15 protein-coding genes, 1 tRNA gene and 2 pseudogenes are annotated in these 17869 nt (G+C 71.6%); 13 read left to right on the top strand and 5 right to left on the bottom strand.

Translation table 11 applies throughout. The annotated features are described in order from the left end of the window. The first annotated feature begins 116 nt into the window (after nt 1–116). Nucleotides 117–587 (top strand): DUF4383 domain-containing protein, encoded by a 471-nt coding sequence (locus ABT023_RS10180; RefSeq protein WP_350883748.1) that lies wholly within the window; start codon nt 117–119, stop codon nt 585–587. Between the two features lie 22 nt (nt 588–609). On the opposite strand, the gene ABT023_RS10175 is transcribed toward ABT023_RS10180, so the two are convergent. Beyond that, on the bottom strand, nt 610–1302 hold the full coding sequence (locus ABT023_RS10175) for a TetR family transcriptional regulator (protein ID WP_350883746.1): 693 nt from the start codon (nt 1300–1302) through the stop codon (nt 610–612). A 347-nt stretch (nt 1303–1649) separates the two neighbouring features. On the opposite strand from ABT023_RS10175, the gene ABT023_RS10170 reads away from it, so the two are divergent. From ABT023_RS10170 to cysN, 8 genes and pseudogenes are all read left to right on the top strand, one after another. Further along, nucleotides 1650–1720 (top strand) — tRNA-Gln (locus tag ABT023_RS10170). A gap of 33 nt (nt 1721–1753) precedes the next feature. Then, nucleotides 1754–3339, top strand: a pseudogene (gene glmU / locus ABT023_RS10165) (bifunctional UDP-N-acetylglucosamine diphosphorylase/glucosamine-1-phosphate N-acetyltransferase GlmU). A 52-nt stretch (nt 3340–3391) separates the two neighbouring features. After that, nucleotides 3392–4372, top strand: a complete 981-nt coding sequence (locus ABT023_RS10160; RefSeq protein WP_350883744.1) for a ribose-phosphate diphosphokinase — start codon at nt 3392–3394, stop codon at nt 4370–4372. A 354-nt stretch (nt 4373–4726) separates the two neighbouring features. Further along, the gene (locus tag ABT023_RS10155) at nt 4727–5419 is read left to right on the top strand and encodes a 50S ribosomal protein L25/general stress protein Ctc (RefSeq protein ID WP_350883742.1); all 693 of its coding nucleotides are present in this window, start codon (nt 4727–4729) and stop codon (nt 5417–5419) included. A gap of 117 nt (nt 5420–5536) precedes the next feature. Further along, the gene (gene pth / locus ABT023_RS10150) at nt 5537–6127 is read left to right on the top strand and encodes an aminoacyl-tRNA hydrolase (RefSeq protein ID WP_350883740.1); all 591 of its coding nucleotides are present in this window, start codon (nt 5537–5539) and stop codon (nt 6125–6127) included. A gap of 73 nt (nt 6128–6200) precedes the next feature. Continuing rightward, a pseudogene (locus ABT023_RS10145) lies at nt 6201–6585 on the top strand (inositol monophosphatase family protein); the annotation flags it as partial. A gap of 79 nt (nt 6586–6664) precedes the next feature. Continuing rightward, nucleotides 6665–7576, top strand: coding sequence for a sulfate adenylyltransferase subunit CysD (gene cysD, locus ABT023_RS10140; protein WP_350883738.1), 912 nt, complete (start codon nt 6665–6667; stop codon nt 7574–7576). Further along, nucleotides 7576–8877 (top strand): sulfate adenylyltransferase subunit CysN, encoded by a 1302-nt coding sequence (gene cysN, locus ABT023_RS10135; RefSeq protein ID WP_350883736.1) that lies wholly within the window; start codon nt 7576–7578, stop codon nt 8875–8877. Before cysD ends, cysN begins: the two co-directional genes overlap by 1 nt. Nucleotides 8878–8989: 112 nt before the next feature. Here the strand turns inward: cysN and galK are convergent, their stop codons facing one another. Together galK and galE are read right to left on the bottom strand one after the other, a co-directional pair. Continuing rightward, the gene (gene galK / locus ABT023_RS10130) at nt 8990–10168 is read right to left on the bottom strand and encodes a galactokinase (protein ID WP_350883734.1); all 1179 of its coding nucleotides are present in this window, start codon (nt 10166–10168) and stop codon (nt 8990–8992) included. Next, a complete protein-coding gene (gene galE / locus ABT023_RS10125) occupies nt 10165–11094 on the bottom strand; it encodes a UDP-glucose 4-epimerase GalE (RefSeq protein ID WP_502890636.1) in 930 nt (309 codons plus the stop codon). The genes galK and galE overlap by 4 nt, the downstream gene beginning before the upstream one ends. Nucleotides 11095–11261: 167 nt before the next feature. Here galE and ABT023_RS10120 point away from each other — a divergent pair, with 167 nt between their 5' ends. The 4 genes from ABT023_RS10120 (at nt 11262) to ABT023_RS10105 (ending at nt 14285) form a co-directional block, all read left to right on the top strand. Next, a complete protein-coding gene (locus ABT023_RS10120; protein WP_350883729.1) occupies nt 11262–12278 on the top strand; it encodes a hemolysin family protein in 1017 nt (338 codons plus the stop codon). A gap of 76 nt (nt 12279–12354) precedes the next feature. After that, a complete protein-coding gene (locus tag ABT023_RS10115; protein WP_350884005.1) occupies nt 12355–12942 on the top strand; it encodes a 2'-5' RNA ligase family protein in 588 nt (195 codons plus the stop codon). 49 nt (nt 12943–12991) lie between these two features. After that, on the top strand, nt 12992–13915 hold the full coding sequence (locus ABT023_RS10110) for a YhjD/YihY/BrkB family envelope integrity protein (RefSeq protein ID WP_350883727.1): 924 nt from the start codon (nt 12992–12994) through the stop codon (nt 13913–13915). Between the two features lies 1 nt (nt 13916). Beyond that, the gene (locus ABT023_RS10105; protein ID WP_350883724.1) at nt 13917–14285 is read left to right on the top strand and encodes a GntR family transcriptional regulator; all 369 of its coding nucleotides are present in this window, start codon (nt 13917–13919) and stop codon (nt 14283–14285) included. 103 nt (nt 14286–14388) lie between these two features. Here ABT023_RS10105 and ABT023_RS10100 read toward each other — a convergent pair whose 3' ends face one another. Further along, nucleotides 14389–17130, bottom strand: coding sequence for a hypothetical protein (locus tag ABT023_RS10100; protein WP_350883722.1), 2742 nt, complete (start codon nt 17128–17130; stop codon nt 14389–14391). A gap of 262 nt (nt 17131–17392) precedes the next feature. After that, nucleotides 17393–17863 (bottom strand): hypothetical protein, encoded by a 471-nt coding sequence (locus ABT023_RS10095; protein WP_350883720.1) that lies wholly within the window; start codon nt 17861–17863, stop codon nt 17393–17395. Nucleotides 17864–17869 lie beyond the last annotated feature (6 nt).

Raw genomic sequence — 17869 nt, 5'->3', positions numbered from 1 at the left:
AGGGTTGCCCGCCGCGGGGATCGGCTGGTTCCGGTCCCGCTGCGGCGGTTCGGCCCGTATCCGGCGCCCGCGCGGGCGACAATCCTTCCGAACGGACACATCCGGACGGAGGGGTTATGGTGCACTTTCCGGTCAATCACCCGGCGCGAGCGCTCTACCGCGTCCTCGCCGGGGTCATCGGGCTCTACATCCTGGTCTTCGGCGTCTGGGGAGTGGTCGCGACCTGGGGCGAAGGGCTGTTCGACCGGGGCGGCACCTGGGCCCTGGGCCTCCGCACCAACCTCGCGTTCTCGCTGGTTTCGGTGATCTTCGGGGCCGTGCTGATGGTCGGGGCGTCCCGGCGGAGCAACCTCGGCCACTACATGAACCTGACCGCCGGGGTGGTCTTCCTGGTCACCGGCGTGCTGATGATGTCCGTCCTGCAGACCTCGGCGAACTTCCTCAACTTCTCGATGTCCACCGTCATCGTGTCGCTGCTGTTCGGGCTGGTGCTCCTAGCCACCGGCCTCTACGACAAGGTCGGCCCGCCCGAGCGCGCCGAGGCCGAACGCCGGCACCGCCGCGCCGCCGTCCCCGGCGGTCGCTGAACCCGGCCGTTCCGGACCCCGGTCACCGGCCCTTCGCCGTGATCAGGGTGGGCTTCGCGTCCAGGTGCGACAGGCCGTTCCAGGCCAGGTTGACCAGGTGCGCGGCCACCGTCTCCTTACGCGGCTTGCGCACCTCCAGCCACCAGCGTCCCGTCAGTGCCACCATCCCGACGAGGGCCTGCGAGTAGAGCTCGGCCAGCTTCGGGTCGTACCCCCGGGTCTTGAACTCGGCGCCGAGGATGTGCTCGACCTGGTGCGCGACGTCGTTCATCACGCTGCTGAAGTTGCCCGTCGCGGACATCACCGGCGACTCCCGGACCAGCACCCGGAACCCGCTGGTCTCCTCCTCGATGTACCCGAGCAGGGCCATCGCCGCCTGCTCCAGCAACTCCCGCGGATGACCGGCGGTCAGGGCCGTGGTGATCCGGTCCAGCAGGGCCCGGACCTCCCGGTCCACCACCACCGCGTAGAGCCCCTCCTTGCCGCCGAAGTGCTCGTAGATGACCGGCTTGGAGACCTTCGCCCGGGCCGCCACCTCCTCGATCGAGGTCGCGTCGAAGCCGCGCTCGGCGAACAGCTGCCGACCGATCGAGATCAACTGCTCACGCCGCTGCGCCGCCGACATCCGCACCCGCGAGGGCGGCTTTCCCGCCGCCGCCGCAACCGTGCGCCGCCGGCGACCTGGGCCACCCTCGCCGACCGGACCGTCCGCCATGTCGTCACCTCGCCGGCGCTCGGGGACGCCTGTCGTGGGATGCCGCTGCCTCCGCTGTTCACGCCGCCGACCCGTCCGAAGCCGGGACGGTGCCGCCGCGTCGTCCGACCGTACCCGTGCCGGTCGACCCGGCGTCGGCCGGCACGGGGGGACCCGGCGTGCGCGTGGAGCCGCGCGGGACAGTTTCGTGCGTGGATGCCTTCGTGCCACGCGACGTGCCGTCGGAGTGCCGCGCCGGCCGCTCTGGAGGACCGAAGGGATCATGAGGGGAATGGGCGATGGCATCGAGGGCTCGGGACGCTATGGTGTAGAGGTCTGCCGACCGTTTGGTTTGTCCGTTTAGACCGTCCCGGGTCGTCTAATGGCAGGACGTCAGGTTTTGGTCCTGATTATAGGGGTTCGAATCCTCTCCCGGGAGCTTCCGCTGTACCGCCGCCACTGCGTGGTTAGCATGGCCGCGAGACTGTCGCCGTCCGACGGGAGCTACGTCGTGTCCCAGCTCCACCTCCGAACCGTCGTCGTGCTCGCCGCCGGGGAGGGCAAGCGGATGAAGTCGGCGCTGCCCAAGGTGCTGCATCCCCTGCTCGGCCGGACCCTGCTCGGCCACGTGCTGACCGCCGCCGCGCCGCTTGCGGCCGACCGGACCGTCGTTGTGGTCGGGCACGGCGCGGACCAGGTCCGGGCACACCTGGCCGAGGTCGCCCCGGCGGCCACCCCGGTGCTCCAGGCCGAGCAGCTCGGCACCGGCCACGCGGTCCGGATCGGGCTGGACGCGGCGCCGGACGCCGCCGGGACCGTGGTGGTGATCAACGGCGACGTGCCGCTGCTCCGCCCCGAGACGGTCGCCGCGCTGGTCGACGCGCACGAGGGCGCGGGGGCCGCGGCCACGGTGCTGGCCGCCGAGGTGCCCGACCCGACCGGGCTGGGGCGCATCGTCCGGGACCCGTCGGGTCGGCTGGAGCAGATCGTCGAGGAGCGCGACGCCACCCCGGCCCAGCGCGCGCTGCGCGAGATCAACGCCGGCATCTACGCGTTCGACGCGGTGCGGCTGCGCGCCGCGCTGGGTAAGCTCTCCGCCGACAACGACCAGGGCGAGGAGTACCTCACCGACGTCTTCGGCCTGCTCGTCTCCGCCGGCGAGCCGGTGGCGGTGCACGTGGCCGCCGACCACGTCGAGACGCTGGGCTGCAACGACCGGGTCGAGCTGGCGGCGCTGCGCCGGCTGCTGCGCGACCGGGTGAACGAGGGGTGGATGCGCACCGGGGTCAGCATCCTGGACCCGGCGACGACCTGGATCGACGTGACGGTCGCGGTGGACCGGGACGCGGTGATCGACCAGAACACCCAGCTGCGCGGCGGGACCGTGGTCGGTGCGGAGGCCGTGGTCGGACCGGACGTGACGCTGATCGACACGGTGGTCGGTCCGGGGGCGACCGTGCTGCGCAGCCACGCCGTCGAGGCCGAGGTCGGCCCGGGGGCCAGCGTCGGGCCGTACGCGTACCTGCGGCCGGCGGCGAAGCTGGCCGAGCGGGCCAAGGTCGGCACCTTCGTCGAGGTGAAGAACTCCGAGGTCGGTGCGGGCGCGAAGGTGCCACACCTGTCGTACGTGGGTGACGCGACGATCGGGGCGAAGGCCAACATCGGCGCGGCGACGATCTTCGTGAACTACGACGGGGTCAACAAGCACCGCACCACGGTCGGCGAGGCGGCGTTCATCGGCTGCGACACCAGCCTGATCGCCCCGGTGGAGGTGGGCCCGGGCGCGTACGTCGCGGCGGGCAGCGCGGTCAGCCAGGACGTGCCGCCGGGTGCGCTCGGGGTGACCCGGGCGCCGCAGCGCAACATCGAGGGCTGGGTGGCCCGCAGGCGGCCCGGCACCGCCTCCGCCGAGGCCGCCGAGCGGGCCCGCCAGGCTGTGGCGCAAGCGGCGGAGGATGCGCCGGAGGCCTGAGGGCCGCAAGGGAAGGTGAGGCAATCCACGGGGGCGCCGAGGCGGTTCGAGGGCCGCCAGGCGGGGGAGATACTGCAACCGCATAGTCCCCGGCCGGACCGCAGCCGGGACCACCGACCAACGGGAGCAGACGAGCCCATGGGCAGCATCGTCGCCGAAAACCGCAAGAGCCTGATGCTCTTCTCCGGACGTGGCTTTCCGGAGCTGGCCAAGGAGATCGGCGAGGTGCTAGGCGTCGCGCCGACGCCCGCCGACGCGTACGAGTTCGCGAACGGGGAGATCTTCGTACGGTTCAAGGACTCGGTGCGTGGTTCGGACGCCTTCGTGGTGCAGTCCGTGACGCACGGGGTCAACACCTGGGTCATGGAGACCCTGATCATGATCGACGCGCTGAAGCGCGGTTCGGCCAAGCGGATCACCGTGGTCCTGCCGTTCTACCCGTACTCGCGGCAGGACAAGAAGCACCGGGGCCGGGAGCCGATCTCGGCGCGGCTGGTGGCGGACCTGCTGAAGACCGCGGGCGCGGACCGGATCCTCACGGTGGACCTGCACACCGCGCAGATCCAGGGCTTCTTCGACGGCCCGGTGGACCACCTGTTCGCGATGGACATCCTGGCCGAGTACGTGGAGCGCAAGTTCGCCGGTCGGCCGATGACGGTGGTGGCGCCGGACTCGGGCCGGGTTCGGGTGGCGGAGCGGTGGACGGACCGGCTGGGCGGCTGCCCGCTGGCGTTCATCCACAAGACCCGGGATCCGCTAAAGCCGAACCAGGTGGTGGCGAACCGGGTGGTCGGCGAGGTGGAGGGGCGGGTCTGCCTGATCGTCGACGACATGATCGACACCGGCGGCACGATCACCAAGGCCGCCGAGATCCTTCGGACGGCCGGGGCGGCGGAGATCGTCGTGGCGTCCACCCACGCGCTGCTGTCCGACCCGGCGACCGAGCGGCTGAAGAACAGCCCGATCACCGAGGTCGTGGTGACCAACACGCTGCCGCTGCCGTCCGAGAAGCAGCTCGACAAGATCACCGTGCTGTCGATCGCGCCGCTGCTGGCCCGGGCGATCCGGGAGGTCTTCGACGACGGGTCGGTGACCACCCTGTTCGGCGGCCTGAGCTGACGGCCACCCGCGCGCCGGCTCTCGTCCCGAGGCCGGCGCGCGGGTACCGGACCGGCTCCGCCGGGCGTCCGGGTCGATGTCCGACCGGCGTCCGGAACGGTGTCCGCTGGGCGTTTTTGCTCCTGCGGATGGTGGAGGCGGGGACTGCCGTCAGGGGCGCAATCAACTCGGGTAGACTATTACGGTTGCCACGGCGAGGGTGCCCGGCGGGCCGCTGAAAAGCGCCGCACGGATGCACCGTCATCGACGCGGTGCTCCGGGCAGTCGTTCATGACGCATGAGCCCCAGCGAGCCCCTCGCCCCAGCACCGCCAGTCGACAAGCCCGCCGCAGCGAAAGCATCAGGAGTTTCCCCGTGTCCGAGGTAAAGATCAGCGCCGAGCCCCGTACCGAGTTCGGCAAGGGTGGTGCCCGTCGTACCCGCCGGGCCGGCTTGGTGCCCGCCGTGCTTTACGGCCACGGCGAGAAGCCCAAGCACATCGCGCTGCCCGTGCGTGAGTTCGCCGCCGCGATCCGCAAGGGCGGCGCCAACCAGCTCTTCGCGATCGAGGTCAGCGACGGCACCCAGGTGCTGGCGCTGCCGAAGGCGATCCAGCGGGACCCGATCCGGGACAGCTACGAGCACGTCGACCTGCTGCTGGTCCGCCGCGGCGAGAAGGTCACCGTCGAGGTCCCGGTCCAGCTGACCGGCGAGGCCGCCAAGGACACGCTGATCGTGCACGACCACGACACCCTCTCGGTGATCGCCGACGCCACGAAGGTGCCGGACCACCTGGAGGCGTCGATCGAGGGTCTGGAGGCCGGCACCCAGGTCACCGCCGCCGACGTGGAGCTGCCGTCCGGCGTCGAGCTGGTCGCCGACCCGGAGTCCACGGTCGCCTCGGTGACCGCCGCGCCGACCGCCGAGCAGCTTGAGGCCACCCTCCCCGAGGTCGAGGAGGCCACCGCCGAGGCCGAGGCCGAGGTCGGCGAGGAGACCGCCGAGGGTGCCGAGACCCCGGCCGCCGAGGGCGAGCAGGCCCCGGCCGAGGCGAAGACCGAGGCCTGATCGGTCCCCGTTCCGTGCGACAGGCGCTCCCGTGATCGGGGGCGCCTGTCGGCATATCCGGTGGTCGTCGGGTCGCACGGCCGTGGTGGGCGGCGCTGAGAGCGGGAGGGGCGTGGCGTGACGGACGAGGCGGGGCCGTGGCTGGTGGTCGGCCTGGGCAACCCCGGTCGGGAGTACGCGGGCAATCGGCACAATGTCGGCTTCATGGTGGCCGACCTGCTGGCCGCCCGCGTGGGTGGCAGGTTCGGCCGGCACAAGCGGGCGGTGGCTGAGGTCACCGAGGGGCGGCTCGGGTTCGGCGGCCCGAAGCTGGTGCTGGCGAAGCCGCTGACGTACATGAACCTCTCCGGCGGGCCGGTGGCCGGGCTGGCGCAGTTCCACAAGGTGCCGCCGGGCCGGGTGATCGCGGTCCATGACGAGCTGGACATCGAGTACGGGCAGGTGCGGGTGAAGTGCGGCGGCGGTGAGGGCGGGCACAACGGCCTGCGCTCGATGTCGAAGTCGCTGGGCACGAAGGACTACGTCCGGGTGCGGTTCGGCATCGGCCGGCCGCCGGGTCGGCAGGACCCGGCGGACTACGTGCTGTCGGACTTCTCCGCCGCCGAGCGCAAGGAGCTGGAGTTCCTGGTCGACCGGGCGGCGGACGTCGTCGAGTCGGTGGTCACCCGGGGTGTGGAGCCGACCCAGAACCTGTATCACGGGGCCTGACCCGGGCGGGGCGTAGGCGGATGCCCGAGGCCCGGCCGGTAGTCTGCGCCTTTCGGGCGAACCGCAGCCGGCGCACCCGCCGATGACGCCGGAGGCGGCGACCGTTGGCGGAGGGAGGGTCATCCGGTTGGCGGCCAGTCGTAGTTCCTCCGCCGGTTTTTCTGACCGATCCGGCGGAGGATGTCGGCGCTCATCTCGTTCCGATGGGCTCGGCGGGGACGAAGATCGTCGCAGTGGTGACAGGTGAGGTCGACGCGTGCATCCACGCCGGCGGCCAGTACGAGTGGGACTCGGCCGCCCCGGTAGCTGTGGCGACGGCCACCGGACTGCATGCTTCCCGGATCGACGGTTCTGCGCTGAGATACAACGAGGCTGATCCGCGCCTGCCCGACCTGCTGGTCTGCCGCAAGGATCTCGCCAGCCGGTTGCTTGCAGCGTTGCAGAGGCAGTCCGGGTAGCCTGAGCGTTCTTCTTTACGTGTCCGACCGGAAAGGTCTGGAATCCCATGAGCGGATCCGAGCGAATCGAGGCCGTGTCATGACCGCCCCCGCCGCGTACCAGGTCTCGCACCTCGACGCGCTGGAGGCGGAGAGCGTCTTCGTGATGCGCGAGGTGGTCGCGGAGATGGAGCGGCCGGTGCTGCTGTTCTCCGGTGGCAAGGACTCGATCGTGATGCTGCGGTTGGCGCAGAAGGCGTTCGCGCCGGCGAACATCCCGTTCCCGGTGATGCACGTCGACACGGGGCACAACTTCCCGGAGGTCCTGGAGTACCGGGATCGCCGGGTGGCCGAGCTGGGCCTTCAGTTGATCGTGGCGAGTGTGCCGGAGGCGTTGGCGCGGGGGTTCGTGCGGGAGGCGGCGGACGGGACGCGGAACCGGATCCAGACGCCGGTGTTGTTGGACGCGGTGGAGAAGCACCGGTTCGACGCGTTGTTCGGTGGGGCGCGGCGGGACGAGGAGAAGGCGCGGGCGAAGGAACGGGTGTTCTCGTTCCGGGACGAGTTCGGGCAGTGGGATCCGAAGAACCAGCGTCCGGAGTTGTGGTCGTTGTACAACGGTCGGCATCACCCGGGGGAGTCCATCCGGGTGTTCCCGTTGTCGAACTGGACCGAGTTGGATGTGTGGCACTACATCGCGCGGGAGCGGATCCCGCTGCCCTCGATCTACTACGCGCACGAGCGCGAGGTGGTGGAGCGGGACGGGATGCTCTACGCGGTGAACGAGTTCTTCCGCCCCCGGGCGGGTGAGGAGCGGTTCAAGGCCCAGGTGCGCTACCGGACGGTGGGCGATGCCTCCTGCACCGCCGCCGTGCGTTCGGACGCGGACTCGGTGGAGCGGGTGATCGAGGAGGTGGCCGCGACGCGGATCACCGAGCGGGGCGCTACCCGGGGTGACGACCGGGTCAGTGAGGCCGCGATGGAGGACCGTAAGCGGGAGGGCTACTTCTGATGAGCACCGACACTGTGGCCACCGAGGTCGATCTCGGGGCGCGGCCGATGGACCTGCTGCGGTTCGCGACGGCGGGGAGCGTCGACGACGGTAAGTCGACGTTGATCGGCCGGCTGTTGTACGACACGAAGTCGCTGTTCACCGACCAGCTTGCCGCCGTCGAAGCCGTCAGCGCCGCGCGGGGGGACGAGTACACCAACCTCGCTCTGCTCACCGACGGCCTGCGGGCGGAGCGGGAGCAGGGCATCACGATCGATGTGGCGTACCGGTACTTCGCCACGCCGCGGCGGAAGTTCATCATCGCCGACACCCCGGGGCACATCCAGTACACCCGCAACATGGTCACCGGGGCGTCCACCGCCGATCTGGCGCTGATCCTGGTGGACGCGCGCAAGGGCCTCGTCGAGCAGTCGCGGCGACACGCGTTCCTGTGCTCGCTATTGCGGGTGCCGCACCTGGTGTTGTGCGTGAACAAGATGGACCTGGTCGGTTTCTCGCAGGAGGTGTTCGAGCGGATCGCGGACGAGTTCACGGCGTTCGCGGCGAAGCTGGACGTGCCCGACCTGACGGTGGTACCGGTGTCGGCCCTGCGGGGGGACAACATCGTGTCCCGGTCGGAGAACATGCCGTGGTACGACGGTCCGTCGTTGCTGCACCACCTGGAGCGGGTGCACATCGCCTCGGACCGGAACCTGCAGGACGTGCGTTTCCCGGTGCAGTACGTGATCCGGCCGCAGTCCACGACGGTGACCGACTACCGGGGGTACGCCGGTCAGGTGGCCTCGGGGGTGTTGAAGCCGGGGGACGAGGTGATGGTGCTGCCGTCGGGGTTCACCAGCCGCATCGCGGCGGTGGAGACCGCGGACGGGCCGGTGGAGGAGGCGTTCCCGCCGATGTCGGTCACGGTCCGCCTCGAAGACGAGATCGACATCTCCCGGGGTGACATGATCTGCCGGCCGAACAACGCCCCGGCGGTGGCGCAGGACATCGAGGCGATGGTCTGCTGGATGGACGAGACCCGCCCGTTGCAGGTCGGCGGCAAGTACGCGATCAAGCACACCACCCGCTCGGCGCGGGCGATCGTGCGGGGCCTGCACTACCGCTTCGACATCAACTCCCTGCACCGCGACGAGACCGCCACCGAACTGAGGCTCAACGAGATCGGCCGGGTCCGGCTGCGGACGACGGTGCCGCTCCTGGCCGACGAGTACCGCCGCAACCGCACCACCGGCGGTTTCGTCATCATCGACGAGACCACCAACCGCACCGTGGGCGCCGGCATGATCGTCGAAACCGCCTGACGCCGCCCCTCGAACACCGCGCTATTTCACGGAAAGAGTGGCCATCCAAGCCCGGATGGTGACTCTTTCCGTGAAATAGCGGCCGGGGCGGGGGTGAGGCGGCGGCCGGGTGTCAGGGGCGGGGGTGGGTGTTTGGGGTGGTCAGGTGGAAGTTGGGGGCGGGGAAGTCGCGGGCGGCGTAGGCGGTGGTGACGGCGGCGGATGCCGCGTCGGCGCGGTCGGCGTCGACCAGGGCGAGGACGCAGCCGCCGAAGCCGCCGCCGGTCATCCGCGCGCCGTACGCCCCGGCCGCGAGGGCCGCCTCGACCGCCGTGTCGATCTCCGGCACGGTGATCTCGAAGTCGTCCCGCATCGAGGCGTGCGAGGCGGTCAGCAGCGGGCCGATGTCGCGGATCCGGCCGGCGCGCAGCAGTTCGACGGTGTCGAGCACCCGCTGGTTCTCGGTCACCACGTGCCGGACCCGGCGGCGGGTCTCGTCGTCGTCGAGCAGGGCGAGGGCCTCGTCCAGCCCGGCGGCGGGGACGTCGCGCAGCGCGGCCACCCCGAGCAGCTTCGCCGCCCGCTCGCAGGAGGCGCGGCGGGAGGCGTACTCGCCGCCGGCGTGCCGGTGCGGGGCCCGGCTGTCGACCACCAGCACGGCCAGTCCGGCGGTGGCCAGGTCGAACGGGATGTGTTCGACGGACTCGGTACGGCAGTCGAGGAACAGCGCGTGGCCGGGGCGGCAGCGGATCACCGCGGACTGGTCCATGATCCCGGTGGGGGCGCCGACGTAGGCGTTCTCGGCCCGCTGGGCGAGCCGGGGCCGCCGTTCGGCCGGCAGGTCCACCCCGCCGAGGTCGACCAGGGCGGCCAGCACGGCGGCCTCCAGCGCCGCCGAGGAGGACAGCCCGGAGCCGACCGGCACGTCCGAGGCGATGGCGAGCCGCGCGCCGGGCACGTCGTGGCCGGCGTCGCGCAGCGCCCAGACCACCCCGGCCACGTACGCGCCCCAGCCGGCGACCCGGCCGGGCGCGGCGACCTCGTCGACGCCGAACTCCACCGGGGAGTCGGACAGCTCCGACCAGGCCGTCCACCGCCCGCCGTCCTGCCGCGCGGCGGCGACGACGGTACGCAGCGGCAACGCGAACGGCAGCACGAAGCCGTCGTTGTAGTCGGTGTGCTCGCCGATCAGGTTGGCCCGCCCGGGAGCCGCCCAGCGGCCGGCGGGCGGCTCGCCGTACCGGTGCCGGAAACCGGCGGCGGCGCGGTCGGCGACGTCACCGGCGGGGCCGGGACGCGCGGGATCGGTCACGGACGCTTCAGGACGTGCGTGCGGTAGAAGGCCCAGGCGTCGCCGACCATGTCGTGCAGGGTGGGCTTCTCGGGCACCCAGCCCAGCTCCTCGCGGGCCAGCGCGGCGGAGGCGACCAGCTCGGCCGGGTCGCCCTCGCGGCGGGGCGCCACCTCGATCGGCAGCGGCCGGCCGGTGACCTCGCGGACCACGTCGACGACCTGCCGGTTGGTGAACCCGGCGCCGTTGCCCAGGTTGTAGATCCGGTGCCGACCGGGAGCGGCGCCGGTGAGCGCCAGCAGGTGGGCGCGGGCCAGGTCCTCGACGTGGATGTAGTCGCGCACGCAGGTGCCGTCGGCGGTGGGGTAGTCGTCGCCGAAGAGCTGGAGCTTCTCCCGCCGGCCGGCGGCCACGTCCAGGGCGATCGGGATGAGGTGGGTCTCCGGGTCGTGCCGCTCGCCGATGGCGAGGTCGCCGCGCAGGTACGCCCCGGCGACGTTGAAGTAGCGCAGCGACACGGCGGCCAGGTCGTGCCCGATCGCCTCGGAGGTGAGCGCCATGTCGACGGCGAGCTTGGTGGCGCCGTACGTGTTGGTGGGGGCCTTGACGGCCGTCTCCGGGATGGGCAGCTCGACCGGGTTGCCGTAGACGGCGGCGGTGGAGGAGAAGACCATCCGGGGCACGCCGGCGGCCCGGACCGCGTCGATCAGGGCGAGCGAGCCGACGGTGTTGGTGTGCCAGTACAGCTCCGGCCTGACCATCGACTCGCCGGCGGCGATCAGGGCGGCGAAGTGCAGCACCCCGTCGAAGCCCGCCCCCGGGGTGAGCACCTGGGCCGCGTCGTGGATCGGCGCGTCGACCCAGGTGGCCTCCGGAGCGAGCGCCTCCCGGTGCCCGGTGCGCAGGTCGTCGAGGACGACCACCTCGTGGCCGGCGTCGAGCAGCATCCGGGTCACCACGCTGCCGATGTAGCCGGCGCCGCCGGTGACGAGCAGTTTCACGTCGAGCCTCCTGCCTGGCCGCGCCTCGCGCGGCCGTTCGTGATCACCTTACGACGGCCCGGTGTGGCCGCACGGCCCATCGCCGGGCCCTCGGGGCTCTACCATCTACAGACATGCGGGAAGCGGGCGGTCCCGGGCTCCGACGACGATCGCCGGGGCGGGCCCGACGCGTTCCGGGGCCGCTGGCCCGGGCGGTCGCCCGGCTCGTGGTCCGGGCTGCCGACGGCGCCACCCGGCTGGTCACCGACCTGCTCGGGGCCAGCCCCGCGGCCGGCCGGGAACGGATCAGCGAGGCGGAGCTGCGCGACCTGGTCGCCGCCAACACCGTCCTCGACCCGGACGAGCGGCGGATCATCGACGAGGTGCTGGTGGCCGGCGCGAGCCTGGTCCGTGAGGTGATGATGCCCCGCACCGAGGTGGTCTTCCTCTCCGCCGGGCTGAGCCTGGCCGAGGCGGAGCGGCTGGTCCGGGCCGAGACGCACACCCGCTACCCGGTGGTCGACGGCACCCACGACGACGTGGTCGGCTTCGTCCACCTGCGCGACGTGCTGCTGCGCCCCGACCTCGATCCGGACACCACCGTCGGCGAGCTTACCCGGGAGGTGAAGCAGCTGCCCGGCAGCAAGCGGGTGCTGGCCGCGCTGACCGAGATGCGCCGCGAGGGTCACCACCTGGCGGTGGTGGTCGACGAGTACGGCGGCACCGCCGGCATCGTCACCTGCGAGGACCTGATCGAGGAACTGGTCGGGGAGATCCACGACGAGCACGACGACGCCCCCGAGCCGGCGCTGTCCGGGCTGCCCGCCGTGGTGGACGGCCGGCTCAACCTCTCCCACTTCGCCGAGCGCACCGGGGTGCGGCTGCCCGCCGGCCCGTACGAGACGGTCGGCGGGTACGTGATGGCGGCGCTCGGCCGGCTGCCGATCGACGGCGACGAGGTGTCGGTGCCCCTGGCCCCGGGCGACGGCGGAACCCCCGACGTCCCGCCCGAGGGGTGGCTGCTGCGGGTGCTCGCGCTGGAGGGGCGCCGCGTGGCCCGGCTCGCGGTCTCCGCGGTGCGCCTGCCCGAGCCGCGGCGCGAGGTCGCCGCCCCGGTGCCGGCGGCCGAGAGCCGACCCGCCGGCCCGTAATGACGTACGCCGGGGGTTGCTGACAGAATTGCCGGAATGTTTTCGCCGGCGTGCTTCGAGTAGCCGGCGCGACGTGATACGGGTGGACGGCTCGGTGGCCGAAGGGGTGGCGCGGAACGTGGATCGCAGGGAGGGGGCGCCGGTGGCCGGCGACACCATCCAGATCGGGATCGCGGTGGACATCCCGGAACCGTGGGGCGGGACACTCACCCGGCGCCGGGTCGAGACCGGCGACCCCCTGGTGGTCCAGGCGCACGTGACGCTGCTCGGGCCCACCGAGATCCCGGTGGCGGCGCTGCCGGCGGTCGAGCGGCACCTCGCCGCGGTGGCCGCCGCCCACCTGCCGTTCGCGCTGCACCTGCGCGGCACCGGCACGTTCCGCCCCGTCACCCAGGTGGTCTTCGTGGCGGTGGCCGCCGGGATCAGCGAGTGCGAGCTGCTGGCCGCCGCGATCAGAGTCGCGCCGGAGCTGCACCGGGAAACCCGCTTCCCGTACCACCCGCACGTCACGGTGGCCCAGGACGTCGCGCCGGAGGCGCTGGACAAGGTGTACGAGGACCTGGCCGACTTCTCGGCGATGTTCGAGGTGGGCTCGTTCACCCTCTTCTCCCACAGCGGGCAGGCCCGGTGGCAGCCGCGCCGGGATTTCCTGCTCGGCGGTTGAACCCGGCGGGCCGTCGACGTGCCGGCGGCCGATCGGCGAGGATGACGGCGTGAACGTGATCGGGCGGATCGAGGCCGGCTTCGGCCGGCGGGTCACCGCCGCGCGCCGCCGGTCACGGACGTTCGACCACCTGTGGCGGGCCGGGACGCTCTACGGCGATGTGCTCGCCGCGCGGCTGGCGGCGGCCATCGCGTACTACGGCTTCTTCGCGGTCTTCGCGCTCGGCCTGGTCGCGTACGCGATCTTCGGGGCGATCCTGGAGGACAACGACGAGATCAGCGCCTCCGCCGCCGGTTTCCTCCGGGAGAACCTGCCCTTCCTGGACCCGGCGCAGATCGCCCAGAGCAGCGGCACCGTCGGCGTGATCGGCCTGGTCATCCTGGCCTTCACCGGGATCGGCTGGGTGGAGGCGATCCGCTCCTCGCAGCGGCTGATATACGGGCTCAACCAGCAGCCCGGCAACCTGGTGGTGCGCCGGGTGATCGACCTGGGCGTGCTGGTGCTGGTGTTCGTGATGCTCGGTGTCTCGGTGGCCGCCGTGGACACGCTGGAGTCGGTGCTGCGGTTCCTGCTGCGCAGCACCGGCTCGGTGGGGTTGACGGTGGTGAGCGCGGTACTCAGCGTCCTGGTCAACGCGGTGCTGGCGACGGCGCTGCTGGTGGCGGTGCCCCGGCTTCGGATGAGCCGGCGCCGGCTGCGCCCGGTGGTGTTCGTGGTCGCGGTCGGGATCACGCTGCTGAACACGGTCGGGCGGTACTACGTGGTGCGCACCGAGCGGAACCCGGCGTACGCGGTGGTGGCCGGGGCGGTCGGCGTGCTGCTCTACCTCTACCTGCTCAACCAGCTCGTCCTGTTCGGCGCGGCGCTCGCCGCGACCAGCCCGTACGGCCGGGTGGTGGACCTGGCCGAGGGACCGGTGCCGGCGGACATCGACGCCGACACCGATCCGGGTGCGCCCGGGGGAGCGGGCTGACATGCGGATCATCGTGGACCAGGCGTCGCCGACGCCGCCGTACGAGCAGGTGCGTGGCCAACTCGCCGAGCAGATCGGGGACGGGCGGCTGCCGGTCGGCACCCGGCTGCCGACGGTCCGCCGGCTCGCCGGCGAGCTGGGGCTCGCGGCGAACACGGTGGCCCGGGCGTACCGGGAGCTGGAGGCCGCCGGGCTGCTGGAGACGCGGGGGCGGCACGGCACCTTCGTGGCGCCGGGCCGCGACGACGCGGTGGACCGGTTGCAGCGGGCGGCGGCCGGCTACGCGGCCGAGGCGCTCCGGCTCGGGGTGGCGCCGGATGCCGCGCTGGACCTGGTCCGGGCCGCCCTGGACGCCGCACACCCGGCCTGACCCGAGGACAGGGGAAGCGCCCCCGGCCACGACGCTCTTTCGCGTGACAAGGGGCGCTTCCTGACGTTCAGGGTCAGCGGGCCGGACCGATGCCGGCCCCCTGCTAGTAGGGATCCTTGCAGTGGTGGCCCGCGCGGTTGTAGATCGGGATGAACGCCATGGCGTCCCAGGCGACATCGACGTTACCGGTGGAGGTCGACGTCCCCGCGTTGTTGAGCAGCACCTGCGATCCCCGGCCCATGTCGTAGGCGCCCAGGTACACCCACTTGTCGTGGCCGTTCACCCCGGGCAGCCCGGTGCCCTGGTCCAGCTCGCAGTAGTACTCGCTGCCGTCGTTGCCGCCGCGGATGACGTACTCCGCGGCGTCGTGCTCGCCCCCGTGGCTCGGCAGGTGCGCGACGACGTCGAAGCGCATCCGCTCCCCCGGTTGCAGGTCCAGGTTGGGGGTCCAGGCGCCGACCAGGTGGTGCTTCGGGTTGGCACTTCCGTTGACCGTCGGGTAGACGTGGCTGAACCACATGTGCCCCTGGTAACCGGCACCCAGTTGGTGCAGGTCGATGTCGGCGTAGAGCGCGTTCGTGCTGCCTGTCGGTGAGCCGGCCCGGAGGGTGAACTTTCCGTCGTTCGGGTCGCTGGTGCAGCCCAGTGCGTACTGCGACGAGTCGATCGTGGTGTACACGACGCTGGTCTTGCGGGTGGCGTCCTTGTCCGGGTCGGAGTTGCCGGTGAAGACCGAGCAGTCCCGGTCGTACACCCGTTGCACCCCCGGCTCGGCTGAGGTCGAGCTGTAGGTCAGCTTCTCCTTGGCGCAGGCCCCACCGGGGCAGTTGGCGAAGGTCGCGCTGCCGTGCCACCAGCAGGCCTCGCTGTCGGCCGGGCACGGGCTCGCGGCGTTCGGGGTGCAGCTGTTGATGCTCGGCGAGCAGAACGTGTAGACGCCCGGCAGTGACAGCACCTTGGTGAAGCGGCTCGGGTAGTTCGGAGAGTTGGCGCCGTACGTCGGCTGGGCGTATGCCTCGGTGGAGATCGGCCAGCCCTTCAGCTGCGGCGTCTCGACCCACCCCATGATCCGTTCCGGGTACGACCAGTGGTTCGGCGTCTCCGCGTCGGCGTACGTGTCGCGGAGGAACTTCGGCCGGGCCGGATCGTAGGACGGGTTGGCGGGATTGTTCAGCCAGCCGATGCCCCACCGGCCGTTGTTGGCGCTGGCCTCGCTGCTCGGGTGGTAGCCGCTGTTGTACGCCCAGACGGCCAGGAACCAGTTCTCGATCCAGGTCGGGTCGTTGTTGTTGAGGGTGCTCCGCCCGAGCGGCTCGTTGTAGATCTGGTTCCACTTGTCGATCAGGATGTTGAGCCCGGCGGCGATGTTCGCCGCGTAGTCGATCGAGATCGCGATCTGCTGGTTGCGGGTGTAGACCGTGTCGCCGACGCTCATCCCCGTCGTCACCTGGCCGACGCCGTAGCCGCAGTCGGCCTTCGGGTAGTTGATGACGTCGATACTGGCCCCGGCGTTGCCGTAGTAGTCGGCGATCAGCGGGTTGCCCAGGTCGCCGGGGACGGCGTGCCAGGAAGCCTGCGAGAGATTCGTCTCCTGGGCCAGGATCCCCAACATGAGCTGCGCCGGCACCTCACCGCCGCCGGCCACCGCCCGCCTCGGGAAGAGCCCCTGCGGGCTGTAGGAGGGCAGGCCGGACTTCAGGTAGTTGGCCGGCCGGGACGTGGTGAGGGTGGCGTGCACCGCCCGGTCCACCGCCCACTCGACCATGTTGGCGCTCGGCTGCTGCGCCTGCACCTTCGGGTCGTTCCGCCGTACGGCGCACTTCGGGTTCGAGATCGTCGGGTCGACCGCCAGCCCGCTCACCGTCGGCCCGGCCGCCGCATGGGTCGGCAGCGCGTCCAGCCGGGGCGCTGTCCGCGAGGTGGCGAAGGCGACGGTGGAACGGCGACCGCTGGCGGTGGCGTGTACCGCCACCTGGACCCGGCCGGCGTCGGCCCGGTCCGCCGGCGACAGGGGCGCGCGTACCGCCTTCTCGCCCTGTGCGGTGGTGATCTCCTCGGCCAGCAGGTGACCGCGCGCGGAGACGGCCCGGACCCGGTGGTCCGACCGGATCACCGCCAGCTCCGGCCAGGTGCGCGTGGGGGCCGGTGCGGTGCCGACGAGCACGTTCCGGCCGCCCGCCTGGCCCATCAGCTGCAGGTGACCCTTCTTGCCGACGACGACGGTCCGCAGCCGACCTGCCTGGTACCGCTGCGCCACGGCCCGTTCACCAGTGATGGCGACCAGGTCGATGCCGCTGCGTGCGGTGCCGCGAAGAGTGGAGACCGGCCCGACCGGCCGGGCCACCTCGGTGAGTGCTCCGGTGGACCCGACCTTCACCAGTCGTCCCCGGGCGATGCCGTAGTCGCCATCGGCCGCCGGTGCGGGCGTGGTGAGCTGGGCCGCGATCCGGCGGGTCTGGGTGACCCGGTGAGCGGCAGCGTCCACGGTGAGCAGGTCGGTCTGTTGCATGTCCTCGCCGACGGCCCGGGTGAGCAGCACCCGGTCGTCCGGTCCGCAGGCGGGGTTGAAGTAGGCCAGTTGCAGCCCCGTCGCCACCGTGGTCGCCTTGCCGTTGGCGATGTCGACCACCGCGGCGATCGCTCCAGCCCGCACGAGCCTGGGCTTGTTGGCCGCCATCTTCGGAGCGAACACGGCCACCGCGTAACGGCCGGAGCCGGTCACGCAGGTTTCACCCATCCACGGCCCCATGTCCAGCGACGAGGCGGACAGGGAGGCCAACGTCGACCAGGCGAAGGCGTTCCGTTCCCGGGCCACGTAAAGGTGGAAGCCGTTGCTGTCACCCACTCCGGTGACCAGTACGTCGGAGGAGGCGGACCAGTCCTTACCGAGTGCCGCGTCCGGGTCCCGGACCGCTGAAGGATCTGTGGCTGAGGCGCCGGTCGGTCGGCCGGTCGACGCCGCGGTCGCTGGTACCGCGCCGACGGTGCCGGCGAGTGTGACCAGTGCGGCTATCGCCGCGCATGCTTTGTGGCTGGTTCTTTTCAATTTTCCCCCGTTCGCAGAAAGCGCCGATCAGCGCCAGGGCCGTGCCGTGCGAGATGAATGGTCATCGCCAAGCGGTGCAGGTGTCATTGCCGCTGGGGTTGCCCGTGGGAGTTGACGCGCACAATTGCAGGGAATATTCCCAGCTGAACATCGTGGTGACGTAATTGCCGATGCCGTTTACCGCCACCGAGGTTGCCCTCTGCGTCAGACCGCCGTACGTGGGCTGCCAGTCCAGACGCACCGTGGAACTGTCCGCGAAATACGTGGCAGTGTAGTCGCCCCACATCGCCCCGCAGGCCGGCGAGTAGTAGAGATCGCCGTGGGCCACCGTGCCGCCCGGGTCGTTGCCGTCCACGCGGGTGAAGCTGGAAATGGCATAGGCGCCGGTCATGCACCCATTGGCGGATGCCAGTTTTCCGTTGCATCCGGTGCGGCTGCAGCTCGCAGCCGATGCCGAGGCTGCCGGTGACAGGGCTGCGACGAGGCTCGCGCAGGTCAGCGCGGTTAACGCCGCTGTTCGCAGGTTTTTCAAGTGGTC

This window comes from Micromonospora sp. NPDC002296 (assembly GCF_040296145.1).
GTDB lineage: Bacteria > Actinomycetota > Actinomycetes > Mycobacteriales > Micromonosporaceae > Micromonospora.
Note: the sequence above shows the minus strand (reverse complement) of the source record. Positions and strands in the feature narration are given on the sequence as shown.